Origin of the sequence: Paenarthrobacter sp. UW852 (assembly GCF_024608385.1) — a bacterium.
Lineage (GTDB): Bacteria > Actinomycetota > Actinomycetes > Actinomycetales > Micrococcaceae > Arthrobacter.
Genome location: NZ_JAMSGY010000003.1, coordinates 357,687 through 370,328, shown reverse-complemented (window position 1 = coordinate 370,328; position 12,642 = coordinate 357,687). Strand labels below are relative to the sequence as shown.

At 62.3% G+C, this 12,642-nt stretch carries 7 protein-coding genes and 2 tRNA genes; 6 read left to right on the top strand and 3 right to left on the bottom strand.

Annotated elements, in window-relative coordinates; genetic code table 11:
* Positions 1 to 57: 57 nt before the first annotated feature.
* Positions 58 to 1,494 carry a zinc-dependent metalloprotease gene (locus NEK97_RS07850; RefSeq protein ID WP_235520647.1) on the bottom strand — a complete coding sequence of 479 codons (1,437 nt, stop codon included), beginning with the start codon at positions 1,492 to 1,494 and terminating at the stop codon, positions 58 to 60.
* Between the two features lie 210 nt (positions 1,495 to 1,704).
* Between NEK97_RS07850 and NEK97_RS07845 the strand changes: the two genes are divergently transcribed.
* The 5 genes from NEK97_RS07845 (at position 1,705) to NEK97_RS07825 (ending at position 7,475) form a co-directional block, all read left to right on the top strand.
* On the top strand, positions 1,705 to 2,841 hold the full coding sequence (locus tag NEK97_RS07845; protein ID WP_257369239.1) for a PDZ domain-containing protein: 1,137 nt from the start codon (positions 1,705 to 1,707) through the stop codon (positions 2,839 to 2,841).
* A gap of 126 nt (positions 2,842 to 2,967) precedes the next feature.
* Positions 2,968 to 5,964 carry a UPF0182 family protein gene (locus tag NEK97_RS07840; protein ID WP_235520645.1) on the top strand — a complete coding sequence of 999 codons (2,997 nt, stop codon included), beginning with the start codon at positions 2,968 to 2,970 and terminating at the stop codon, positions 5,962 to 5,964.
* Between the two features lie 137 nt (positions 5,965 to 6,101).
* Positions 6,102 to 6,175, top strand: a tRNA-Met gene (locus NEK97_RS07835).
* Between the two features lie 275 nt (positions 6,176 to 6,450).
* A tRNA-Met gene (locus tag NEK97_RS07830) sits at positions 6,451 to 6,524 on the top strand.
* Between the two features lie 156 nt (positions 6,525 to 6,680).
* A complete protein-coding gene (locus NEK97_RS07825) occupies positions 6,681 to 7,475 on the top strand; it encodes a GntR family transcriptional regulator (RefSeq protein WP_257369238.1) in 795 nt (264 codons plus the stop codon).
* A 110-nt stretch (positions 7,476 to 7,585) separates the two neighbouring features.
* On the opposite strand, the gene NEK97_RS07820 is transcribed toward NEK97_RS07825, so the two are convergent.
* Together NEK97_RS07820 and NEK97_RS07815 are read right to left on the bottom strand one after the other, a co-directional pair.
* Positions 7,586 to 8,374: a PspA/IM30 family protein gene (locus NEK97_RS07820; RefSeq protein ID WP_235520643.1), complete on the bottom strand. Its 789-nt coding sequence runs from the start codon at positions 8,372 to 8,374 to the stop codon at positions 7,586 to 7,588.
* Between the two features lie 100 nt (positions 8,375 to 8,474).
* Positions 8,475 to 10,529, bottom strand: coding sequence for a TPM domain-containing protein (locus tag NEK97_RS07815; RefSeq protein ID WP_257369237.1), 2,055 nt, complete (start codon positions 10,527 to 10,529; stop codon positions 8,475 to 8,477).
* A 321-nt stretch (positions 10,530 to 10,850) separates the two neighbouring features.
* Between NEK97_RS07815 and NEK97_RS07810 the strand changes: the two genes are divergently transcribed.
* A complete protein-coding gene (locus NEK97_RS07810) occupies positions 10,851 to 12,491 on the top strand; it encodes a S1C family serine protease (RefSeq protein ID WP_257369236.1) in 1,641 nt (546 codons plus the stop codon).
* Positions 12,492 to 12,642: the final 151 nt, after the last annotated feature.

Genomic DNA, 12,642 nt, shown 5'->3' with positions numbered 1-12,642 from the left:
AGCCTTTAATGCAATAGTGGCCGCCCCCGGAGGGGACGGCCACTTGTTGGATACTGCCTACTTGTTCGGTGACTGCGGGTCGGTGTCGCCCGACTCGGGCTCGTCCTCCGTTGTTCCGCTCTGAGAGTCCTGTGCTTCCTGCCCGTCAGTGTCGTATCCGCCGTTGAGCAGCTTCTGCAGGGCGTCGTCCACTTCGCTGTCGCTTGCCTCGGCAAGTCGGCGCCGCTCGGAGAATCCCTTGGGGTCGTCCAGGTCGTCACCAGTCGGCAGCAGGTCGGGGTGGTGCCAGATGGCGTCGCGGCCGGCGATTCCGCGTTCTTCCTTGAGCGTTGCCCAGAGGGTTGCAGCTTCCCGGAGCCGGCGGGGACGCAGTTCCAAGCCAACCAGGGACGAGAAAGCATGCTCCGCTGGGCCGCCCGTTGCCCGGCGGCGACGGACTGTTTCGCGCAGTGCTGTCGCGGATGGCAAAACGTTGGCGGTGGCTTCTGCAGTCAGTTCATCCACCCAGCCTTCGACGAGGGCAAGTGCCGTTTCGAGCTTCTCCAGTGCGGCCGTCTGGACAGGAGTGCGTTCGGGCGTGAAGACTCCCTGGGACAGGGCTTCCTGGATTCCCTCGGGGTTGCTCGGATCCAGGTCGCGGGCCAGGTCTTCAATACGCGACATATCGATGTGGATGCCACGGGCGTACGCCTCAATGGCGCCGAGGAGATGGCCGCGCAGCCACGGAACCTGCACGAACAGGCGTGCGTGTGCTGCTTCGCGGACCGCGAGGAAGAGCCGGACATCGTTCTCCGGGAGGCTGAGGCCTTCACCGAACTTCGTCACGTTGGCCGGCAGCAAAGCCATTTCAAGGTCCGCCAGCGGAACTCCGATGTCGGTGGAGCTGACCACTTCGGCGGAGAGCGCACCGATGGCCTGTCCCAGCTGCATGCCGAAGATCGCCCCGCCCATGTTTTGCAGCATGGAGGAGGCCCCGCCCATCATGGACTTCATTTCCTCGGGCATCTGCTGGGTGAGCGCGTTGGACAGGGCGTTGGCAATGCTGTTCGCTACCGGCTCCGTCAGTCGCTTCCATGTGCCCAGAGTGGCTTCAACCCATTCGGCACGGGACCAGGCACGGCCAATGAGGCCCGTGGCGGAAAGATCTGTGACGGGGTCGAGCCAAAGCTCCGCGAGCCGGAGCGCTTCGTCGATTTCCTTTGCTTGGTGGGCGCTGACCGAGGGGTCACTGCCAGTGGCCGCAACGCGCCGCGCATTCTCGTGGGCAAGCTGCCAGTTGACCGGGCCATCGGAGGATGAGCTCATCATGGCCTGGACCTGCGCGAACATCTGCTGAAGGAGCTGGGGATCGTTGGGCAGCCCCGCTGCCTTGGCCAGCTCGGCGGGATCGATGTTGCCCATGCCCTGCCCGCCCATCAGGTTCTGGAGCATTTCTGCCAGCGGATCCTGGGGATTCTCGTCGTCGTTGGACGGATTGTTGGGGTTGGAAGTCATGGTGCCGCCGATCGTCGAACTGGCTGGTGATCTCTTTCACCGTACCGCGCGGGCCCAACGCTGTCTGCCCGGATGGGGCGCCGTTCGCTGTAGGCAAAGCAGTGCCACAACGGCTGAACGCGTACTGTTGATGTTTGGTATATATGCTGCCGTCGACTCCGGCGGCCGAGCCATGTCACCGGAATGCAATACCGGCATAGAGAGGTCCCAATGCTTACTTCGCCCAGCCCCGAGGGCTCATTGGACCCGCGTCAAGTGCACGACGCCGATCCCTCCTCCGTGCCACCGGCACCTGCTCGGGACAACCGGTTCATGGTCATGGTCATCTCCGGCCTGGTGGCCGTGGGTCTTGGTGTCGGCGCAGCGGCACTGCCCGTTCCGTACGTTATTGAGTCAGCAGGTCCTACCTTCAATACCTTGGGTAAAGACGGCGACAAGCCGGTCATCACCATCTCCGGCCATGAGACCTTCCCCGCCAGTGGCAACCTGGACCTGACCACCGTGGTCATGACGGGAGGACCGAAGAGCCCCGCCACCATCTTCGATGTCTTCCGTGCGTGGGTCGACCCTTCCAAAGCCATCTATCCCGAGGAACTCATCTACCCCAAGGGCACCACCGCGGAGCAGACGGTCCAGCAAGGCGAGATCGCCATGGAGACGTCCCAGGAGAATGCTGTTGCGGCGGCGTTGCGCGAGCTGGATATCCCCTTTGAACAGCGGCTGACGGTGGCCGGCTTGTCTGACCCTTCGCCGTCGGCAGGGAAGATCCAGGAGGGGGACCGTCTGATCTCCATCAACGGCAAGTCCATCACGTCGATGAGCGTGATCCAGGCGGAACTGGCCGCAGCGGCGGGAGCCCCTGCCGCCGTCGTCGTTGACCGGAAAGGCACGCAGGTGTCCGAGACCGTCACGCCGACCAAGAACGATGCCGGACGCTACGTGCTGGGTGTGCTGCTCGCCAGCGATTTCACGTTCCCGTTCGATGTCCGGATTTCCTTGGATAACGTCGGTGGGCCGAGTGCCGGAATGATGTTTGCCTTGGGGATCGTGGATAACCTCACACCCGGCGACCTCACGGGTGGAAAGCATGTCGCAGGCACCGGAACCATCAACGCCGACGGTGCTGTGGGGCCGATTGGCGGCATTGCACAGAAGATGATCGGAGCGCGCAGCCACGGGGCCACTATGTTCCTTGCCCCGGCCGCCAATTGCGCCGATGTCGTCGGCCACGTTCCGGACGGTTTGCAGGTGGTTAAAGTCGACACGCTCGCCGATGCCACCTCCGCAGTGGAGCGGCTTGCGTCGGGACAAGACACGGCGGGCCTTCCCACCTGCACAAACAACTAGACTGACGGTGGAACTTAGCTTTACTGCCACTCGTGGCATATATGACGGCCTCCGCCATATCCCAGCGGCAGAGAATGTCAATCACTCGCACACCGACTGTTCACTGACACCAATGAGGTACAGAGTTTGTCCCGTCCCGCCAGCTCCAACCCGCCCGGAAGATCACCGCTGAGACGAGGTGCCCTGACGCCGACGCTTATTGTCGTGGCAGTGGCCGTCGTCGGGTTCATTTTCTTCGCCAATGTCTGGACTGACGTCCTTTGGTACCAGCAGCTCGGCTTCTTCGAAGTTTATCTGCGCGAAAACCTTGCCCGGATCATTACCTTCCTCATTGGTTTCGCGATGATGTTCGCAGCCGTGTTCTTTGCCATCCGGATTGCGTACAGGTCCAGGCCCGTTTACGCTCCCGATGCCGAGTCCAGGGACAACCTGAACCGCTACCAGGCGCAGCTTGAGCCGGTGCGCCGGGTGGTCATGATTGGCCTGCCTATCCTGTTCGGGCTCTTCGCCGGCAGTGCGGCCGCCAGCCAGTGGCAAAAGGCCCTGTTGTTCTTCAACCAGGAACCGTTCGGCCAGACAGATCCCCTGTTTAACCTCGACATCAGCTTCTACCTGATGACGTTGCCGTTCTTGGGATTTGTCACCGGATTCCTCATCAGCATCGCCGTCGTGGCTGGTATCGCGGGCATCCTGACGCATTACCTTTACGGCAGCATCCGGCTCATGGAGCGCGGTATCTTCACCAGCCGCGCTGCCCAGATCCACATTGCCGTGACAGGTGCGATTTTCCTGGTGCTCCTGGGTATCAACTTCTGGCTGGACAGGTACACCACCGTCCAAAGCAATTCGGGCCGATGGGCCGGTGCCCTTTACACGGACGTCAACGCGGTGGTTCCCACCAAGGCCATCCTTGCCGTTGCCGCTGCACTCGTGGCGATCCTCTTCATTATCGCCGCAATCATCGGACGCTGGCGCCTGCCGGTCATCGGTACGGCGATGCTCGTCATCACAGCGATCCTGGCCGGTGGCGTCTACCCGTGGGTCATCCAGCAGTTCCAGGTCCGGCCTTCGGAAAACACCCTGGAAAAAGACTTCATTGACCGCAATATCAAGATGACCCGTGCGGCGTACGGCCTGGACAAGGTTGATGTGTCGGCTTACAACGCCACCACCAACGCTACGTCCGGTGCGCTGGCCGCCGACGCGCAAACGACTGCAAACATCCGCCTCCTGGATCCGAACCTCATCTCATCGGCGTTTGCGCAGCTGGAACAGTTCCGTCCTTATTACCAGTTCCCGCAGACACTCAACGTCGACCGCTACGTGGTTGACGGCAAGGTGCAGGACACAGTGATCGCGGTTCGAGAGCTGAACCCTGACGGCCTGAGCGCCAACCAGCAGACGTGGGTCAACAGGCACATTGTCTACACGCACGGATATGGCGTCGTTGCTGCGAAGGGCAATAAGTTCACCCCCGACGGCAAACCGGATTTCCTTCAGTCGGGCATCCCTTCCAATGGCGTCCTCGGCAACGACACCTCGTACGAGCCGCGCATCTACTTCGGCGAAAACTCCCCGGAATACTCCATCGTGGGAGCCCCGGACGGTGCCCCGAACCGCGAGCAGGACCGGCCCGTTGGCCGCGAAGGCGGGGGTGAAACGCAGTACACCTTCAATGGCAACGGCGGCCCGAACGTGGGCAACTGGCTCAACCGGATCCTCTACTCCATCAAGTTCCAGTCCTCTGATCTGCTGCTCTCGGATGGTGTCAACGCGGAATCCCAGATTCTCTATGACCGCAACCCCCGTGAACGCGTCGAGAAGCTGGCCCCCTACCTGACCGTGGATGGCAACGCCTACCCGGCGGTCGTTGATGGCAGGGTCAAATGGATCGTTGACGGCTACACCACCAGCCAGTACTTCCCGTACTCCCAACCACAACAGCTGCAGAATGCCACCGCTGATTCCCAGACCAACGCCGGGCGTACCGTCGCGCTGCCAAACAGCTCGGTGAACTACATCCGCAACTCGGTCAAGGCAACCGTGGACGCCTACGACGGCTCCGTGAATCTCTATGCCTGGGATGACAAGGATCCCATCCTGAAGGCATGGCAGAAAGTCTTCCCCACGGTCATCAAGCCCTTCTCGGAAATGTCGGGCGACCTCATGAGCCACGTCCGCTACCCGGAGGACCTTTTCAAGGTCCAGCGTGAGCTGCTTGGCCGGTACCACGTCACGGATCCGGATAGCTTCTACCAGAACAACGATGCCTGGAGCGTCCCGAACGATCCCACCGTTTCGGAAGCCGTCAAGCAGCCACCGTTCTACATGTCGCTGCAGATGCCGGACCAGAACAAACCTGCCTTCCAGCTGACGTCCTCGTTCATTCCGCAAACGGTCAATGGCAGTGCCAGGAACATTCTTTACGGATTCCTGGCGGCCGACTCCGACGCCGGAAACGTCAAGGGCGTGAAGGCGGACAGCTACGGGCAGCTACGGCTCCTGCAACTTCCCACCGACACCCAGGTACCGGGACCGGGCCAGGCGCAGAACAAGTTCAACTCGGACCCCACCGTGTCCCAGGCATTGAACCTCCTGCGCCAGGGTGCCTCGGATGTGCTCAACGGCAACCTGCTGACACTGCCTGTTGGTGGTGGCCTGCTCTACGTTCAGCCGGTCTACCTGAAGTCCACTGGTGAGACGTCCTATCCCACGCTCCAGCGCGTCCTGGTGGCCTTCGGTGACAAGATCGGCTTCGCGCCCACACTGGATGCGGCACTCAACCAGCTGTTTGGCGGAGACTCCGGCGCTTCTGCCGGCGACGTCGCCAACAATGGCCAAACGCCAACCACCCCTCCGGGCACCACGACGCCCCCGGCCGGTCCCAGCGATGCCAAGGCTGACCTGAAGGCGGCCTTGGACGAGGCCAACAAGGCCATCCAGGACGGACAGGCGGCCTTGGCCAAGGGCGACTTCGCCGGATACGGCGCACAGCAAACCAAGCTCTCCGAGGCGCTGAAGAAGGCCGTGGACGCAGAAAACCGTTTGGGTGCCACACCAGCACCAACCACGACGCCGGGAGCTACTCCGAGCGCGACCCCGTCGCCTTCGCCCAGTAGCTAAGAGCGGCACGTTCGGCGAGGGCCGGTGCCAGCCTCCTTCTGGAGGCCGGTACCGGCCCTCGCTCGTGCGGGGGAGATGCACATCACGTAGCCAGGATTTGGTCTGCCGTTCACCGGACGGTAGTGTTGTTCTTGCGACGCGGGGTGGAGCAGTTCGGTAGCTCGCTGGGCTCATAACCCAGAGGTCACAGGTTCAAATCCTGTCCCCGCAACTGGAAAAAGGTCCGGATCAGTCATCACTGATCCGGACCTTTTGTTTTGTCTTGAAAGGCCTGCCTCCAACGCTCACTCACGTCCCGCCCGTTTGGGGGAGACGCTCTCTCTTGTCCCGCCCCTTTGGGTGTGACGCTCTCTCACCTCCCGCCCGCTTGGGTGTGACGCTCTCTCACGTCCTACCCGTTTGGGGGAGGGGTTGAGGTGATCTCCGGCACCTTCTGGCCCGACTGGTCAGAACCGCACCGCGGGTGCGGTAGAGTTGTTCTTGCGACGCGGGGTGGAGCAGTTCGGTAGCTCGCTGGGCTCATAACCCAGAGGTCACAGGTTCAAATCCTGTCCCCGCAACTGGACAAAGATCCGGATCAGTATTACTGATCCGGATCTTTTGCTTTAAGGGCAGGTCGGGCCGCCGATGCTAGCATCGAAGCCGATTGGCTGCGCACGGAATTCCTTGCGTTTGATAGTTGCCATACTTTGCCAGGAACAGAGGAGACGGCCCCATTGGTCAATGAAGACCCCCACCTTGGCCTCGATCGTCGGATCCTTCAACGGGACAGCCCAGTCGCTGTCTACCAGCAGGTGGCCGACGTCCTGACAGAACAGATCAGCCGCTTGGAACCGGGCTCCCGCATACCAACGGAAGAGTCCCTGATGGATGAGTACGGGATCAGCCGTACTACTGTTCGTAAAGCCATTGAGAAGCTCGTGGTCAAGGGTCTCCTGATTCGCAGGCAGGGCAAGGGGACCTTCGTGATGGCCCAGCGGCCGGTCAAGATGCTCAACCGACTGGCGCCGTTCATGGAGACGTTTACTGCGGCGGGGATGAAGACCGTCAAAGGGCTCATCGAATACAAGTGGATGGAAAAGGATCAATCGGTGCCGGCCAAGCTGGTCTCCGAGGACAACCTCGTTCTGGTCATTCGCCGCTCCTATTCAAGCGCGGGCTGGCCTTATGCAATTGCTGAGATTTTCATTCCGTCGCACATTGGACGCCACATCAGCCTTGCCGATGCGGAGCGGAACTCGATTTACCAGGTCATCCAGGACAGGACCCTCAAGCCCCTGCACCGGGCCGAAATTACGGTAACCATGCACGCACCCCCGGAGCACCTCGCTGACGCCCTGAACGTTCGCGAATTCCCCATGGTCCCGCGCTTGGAACGGACCACGCTCGGACCCCACGGCGAGGTTTTGGAATGCACAGTGACGTACTTCCATCCGAAAGGTTTTGAGATCCGGGCCGAAGTGGCAACGGATGCCAGCCCGGGCCAGGACCAGCCGCTGCCTGGTGGATAGTTGCACTGCTGGGGTCAAAAGAGACGACAAAAAGGTGGGTGGGATCCGTGTCCGGTCCCACCCACTCTTATGGTTCAGTTTGTTGCCGGTGTGAAGGTACCGGCGGCCGTCTAGAGCTTGTCGAAGTCGGCTTCGTCAACGGTCGAGCCGCTCGAGGCCGGGGTGCCGGCGCCGATAGCCGGCTTGGCGCCGCCGGACTTGAGTGCCGCGAGCCGGGCCTCGATTTCGGTCTGTTCCCCCAGATCTTCCAACTGGTTGAACTGGGCATCGAGGCTGGAGCTGGCGAGTTCCTGCTGGCCGAGGACCTTTGCCTCTTCGCGGCGGATCTTTTCTTCGAAGCGGCCTACTTCGCTGGTCGGGTCCATGATGTCGATGCTCTTGAGGGCGTCGTGCACCTGGGACTGCGCAGCGGCGGTCTTCGAGCGTGCCACGAGCTCGTTGCGCTTGGCGGTGAGCTGGTTGAGCTTGTTCTTCATCTGGTCAAGCCCGGTTTTGAGCTTGTCCACAACCTCGGTCTGGGACGCGATGCTGGGCTCAGCCGTCCGTGCCTCGGATTCGGCAGTCATCTGCCGCTGGATGGCCACCTTGGCGAGGTTGTCGAACTTCTGGGCATCCGCGGCGTTACCGGAAGCACGGTATTCGTCGGCCTTGCGGGATGCAGCGAGTGCTTTGTTGCCCCAGTCCTGGGCATTCTTGATGTCCTCGTTGTAGTCCGCCTGCAGCATCCGGAGGTTGCCGATGGTCTGCGCCACAGCTGACTCGGCCTCGGCAATGTTGTTCGTGTAGTCGCGGACCATCTGGTCCAGCATTTTCTGCGGGTCCTCTGCCTGGTCGAGCAAGGCGTTGATGTTGGCCTTAGCCAGCTGGGAGATCCGACCGAAAATGGACTGCTTAACCATGGTGTTGCCTTTCGTCCTGCTCAGTGAATGCCCACTGAAATCAGTGATCAGTTGTTGTACCGCTGCTATTCGGGGCATGGACCCCGCTTAGTTTGTAGGTCTAGAAGCTGCCGGAATCGCCGCCACCGAAGTCGCCGCCACCGCCACCGAAGTCGCCACCGCCCGAGTCGCCGCCGAAGAAGCCTCCTCCGCCCCCGCCGTCGTTGTGGCCGCCACCCCAGCCACCTCCGCCGCCGTTGAGGATGGAGTTGATGAGGATTCCGCCGAGGATGGCGCCGCCGAGGCCACCACCGCCGCCTCCGCCGCCGAACATTCCACCACGACCGTAGCCTTGGTCTGCGTAGCCGAACTGGTCAACATCGGACTGTGCGAGCTGAGCTGCCTGCGCGGCGAGGGAGTGTGCCTGCTGGGCGTAGGTCAGAGCCGTTACGGGATCATTGCGGGAGATGGACAAGGCGTAGTCGAGGTTTCGCTGTGCTTCGGCCAGTCGGGTACGGGCTTCTGTGCCCACGCCGCCGCGTCGAGCGGTGATGTAGTCCGAGGTAGCGCTGATTTGGGCCTGTGCCGCCATGATGGTTTGCTGCAGCGAGGCCTGGGCGCGCCGGGCCTGTTCCTGCTGGTCCCGGATACCCGTCAACGACTGGTCCAGGACCTGATGGGCCGACTCAACGCGGCTGAGCGTGGCGATGGGATCGATCTTGCCGCCATGAATCTCTGCTTTGACCTGCGCCAAGGCAGATTCCACGCCAGCCACCGGGCCGGCCAGCTCGGGGTGTGCACCGGACTGGATCATCGCACGTGCCTGGGCAAGGTCCTGGCTGGTCTCTGCCACGGCGCCGTCAAGCGACGCGCGGGCTTCATCCAGGCTTCCCGCAGTCTTGGATATTGCTTCGATCAGGATGTTCGTCTGGTGCAGGCTCTCCTCGGCAGCGCGGACGGCCACTGCCGCCATGCTGTTCTCACCTGCAGCCAGTTTCTCCTGTGCGGTGGAGGCGGCGTTCTGTACAAACGCGAGCCGCTCCTTGGCCTGGAGGATGTTATCCGATACCTGCGTCAGGGCGGACTCGGCGTACTTCGCGCGAAGGCCTTCAAGCGACTGCTCAGCGCTGGCAATCCTGGAATCTGCCTCCTTGGCGCCGGAATTGACGGCTGCCAGAGCCTGCGGCGCGGTCTTTTCCAGCTCGCGCAGGGAGTCGAAATCCGCCTTTTGGTCGCGGAGTGATGCCAAGGCGGCCTCGGACCGGCGAATGATCTCTCCAAGCCAGGTCCGCTGCTGCTCTTCGGTGTCCGGGATATGGTCGTCGAGCTGCTGCTGCAGCTTGAACGACTCGGTCATGTGGTTCTTGGCCTCTTCCAGGGCCTTGGTGAAGTTGCCGATTGCGGAATCGCCATACTGTGCCTGCGCGAAGCCGAGTTCCTGCTCGCTCGACTTGATGGCATCATCGGCTTCAATCAACAGCGAACCGCTCTTCTGCCTCAACTCGGGGATGCTCAGGCCAGCCAACGGGTCAAGCTGTTCGCCCTGCGGACCGTAACTTGCACTGACTGCCTTGGTGCCGGCCTTCTTGCGGCGGTTCCGGAGGTAGAGGTAGGTTCCTGCGCCACCAGCAGCAACGGCGCCGACGCCAACCAGGACGCCGACACCTGCGTTGCCGCTGGGCACAGTTCCGCTGCCGCCGCCGGCTGCATCGCCGATAGCGGCTGCAGTATCAATCGCGGCCTGGGCATAGTCCTTCTTGCCACCTGCCAGGTTGGCCGTCACAGCGTTCTGAGTGATGTTGGCCTGCTTGGAGGCGATCGAACTCGCAGAGTTCACCACGAAGTTGTACTGACCTGCTGCAGAGATGGCCAGAACGGCGTCTGCTTTGCCCATCTTCTTGGCCGTAGCTACGGCCTGTGTCCAGGCTTTGGGATCGGAAGGATTCGTGAACGAGTCCACCGTCACCACGTACAGGTTGTACTTGTGGTCCTTAAGTGTCTTTTGAATTGCGTTCTGGACTTCACCCTTGCGGCTGCCCAGGAGATTCGCATCATCCACGATGTTCTGCCCCGACGGTATCGTCACGGGATCGGCAGCAAAAGCCGCGCCGGCCGGGAAGGCCAACACTCCAGCCACGCCAACGACAGCGAGTACGCGTTTAAATATTGACCGCATGTGCAACCCTTCAGCACGTCTGCGACTGGAACAAGGCGTACCAATCGTCACAGAATGCTCAGCGCCCCCACGCATGGTGTAAAGCCGCAGGTCGCTGTGGCAATTCCTCTTGATTCTATGGTGCACCCCATAGCCCGTCCACAGCGGTGAATATGCCACCAGCGAAATATAGGAGAAAGCGTGGCTGTTGGCACGTTTAGGGCAATCCAAGGAACCCCTGCACCGCTCGCCCTGCCCTTTCAGGAAGCTCCCAGCGAACGTCCGCTTTTGTTCCAGTGAATGGGTACATAGTTGATGAAGACGAGGACGAAAGGAAGACCCATGACGGAGAACCCAGCGCAGGGCACCGCCCCAGAGAACCGTGAGCCGGCAGAGCCACGGGCCACTTCGGGCGAGCACAACGATGCCAACGCTGCCCAGCAGCAGCCTGCCTGGACTTCAGGGCAGGGCGGCCCGGCCCAGGGCGGAGCACAACCAACAACTCCCATTCCGGCATATCAGCCGTCGGCCGGACAGCACCAGCCGACGGCGCCGAACCCCCACTACTACGGCGCCCAACAGGGCCCGGCCCAAGGGGCTCAGCCCGGTGCGCAGCACCAGGACCCAACGCAGCGTCCTGCGTACCCCTCGCAGCAGCCGTTCTACGGCGGGGGACAGGCCAACAACCCGGGCTCGCATTTCAGCAACGCCCAGGGACCCCATCAGGGACCTGGATCGCAGCACACACCTGGACAGTCGACCGCGGTCACTACCAAACGCAAGCCGGCTTTCGGCGTCGGGACCCTGGTCGCGAGCATGCTCGCCGCTGGCTTGATTGGCGGCGGCGTGGTGGCTGGAAGCAACGCGTTGTGGGACAACAACACCTCACCTGCGGCCTCGACGGGCAGCCAGTCCAGCACGGTCATCGTGAACAACAAGGACGACGTCAACGTCATCACCGCAGCAGCCGCCAAGGCCTCGCCCAGCGTGGTGACCATCAAGGCAACCAGTGGCAACGAAGGCGGTACGGGCTCCGGCATCATCCTCGATGACAAGGGCCACATCCTGACCAACACCCACGTGGTCACCTTGGACGGAGCGACGTCCAACGCGGCGATCGAGGTACGGACCAGCGATGGCAAGGTGCTCAAAGCCACGGTCGTAGGCACAGATCCTCTGTCAGATCTGGCCGTCATCAAGGTGGACGACGCCTCGGGCCTGGTTCCGGCGGCGTTGGGTGACTCTTCCAAGATCAACGTGGGGGACACCGCCGTCGCGATCGGTTCGCCGCTGGGCCTGACCGGGACTGTCACGGACGGCATCGTTTCGACCCTGAACCGCACCATCAGCGTGGCTTCGTCGGCCGCGCCGAAGGAGGGCACGGACAATTCCCAAGGCGGCGGACAGGGCTTCCAATTCGCCCCTCCAGGCGGTGGCCAGAGCCAGTCCACGGCGAATGAGGGATCCATCTCCATCAACGTGATCCAGACTGACGCCGCGATCAACCCGGGTAACTCCGGCGGCGCCCTGGTCAACAGCAAGGGTGAAATCATCGGCGTGAACGTCGCGATCGCTTCAGCCGGCAGCGGCACCTCCAGTTCCTCCAGCGGCAACATCGGCGTGGGCTTCAGCATCCCGATCAACCATGCCAAGCGCGTGGCCCAGGAGATTATCGATACCGGCAAGGCCAGCCACGGCCAGTTCGGCGTCTCGGTGCGGGCCAAGTCCTCCACGGGCAGTGACTCGAGCTTCTCGGTCGGTGCCGAGGTTGCTTCGGTGACGTCGGGCTCCGCCGCCGCGAAGGCCGGGCTGAAAGTGGGCGACGTCGTTACCAAGTTCGGGGACTACGCGGTCAGCGACCCCAACCAGCTCACGGCAGCGGTCCGGGAGCAGCCGGCGGGCGCCAAGGTGAAGGTGACCATCCTCCGCGGCGGCCAGTCGCAGGAGGTTGAAGTTACCCTCGACGCGGCTGCCCAGCAGTAAGCGCGCAGCAACAGCAGGAAAAGCCAAGTACGACGGCGGGCCGCACCCTTGGGTGTTGCCCGCTTCGTCGTTGCACCCGGCCGTTTGGCCCGAAACAGGGGTTAACGCTGGGAGTGGAATTCCGTGGGCAATATGCTTAGCTAGGACGAGC

What these genes read in the sequence shown, in the direction of transcription:
- NEK97_RS07845 (WP_257369239.1), top strand. Translation starts at nt 1,705, where the DNA reads ATGCTTACTTCGCCCAGCCCCGAGGGCTCATTGGACCCGCGTCAAGTG.
- NEK97_RS07810 (WP_257369236.1), top strand. Translation starts at nt 10,851, where the DNA reads ATGACGGAGAACCCAGCGCAGGGCACCGCCCCAGAGAACCGTGAGCCG.
- NEK97_RS07850 (WP_235520647.1), bottom strand. Translation starts at nt 1,494, where the DNA reads ATGACTTCCAACCCCAACAATCCGTCCAACGACGACGAGAATCCCCAG.
- NEK97_RS07815 (WP_257369237.1), bottom strand. Translation starts at nt 10,529, where the DNA reads ATGCGGTCAATATTTAAACGCGTACTCGCTGTCGTTGGCGTGGCTGGA.
- NEK97_RS07820 (WP_235520643.1), bottom strand. Translation starts at nt 8,374, where the DNA reads ATGGTTAAGCAGTCCATTTTCGGTCGGATCTCCCAGCTGGCTAAGGCC.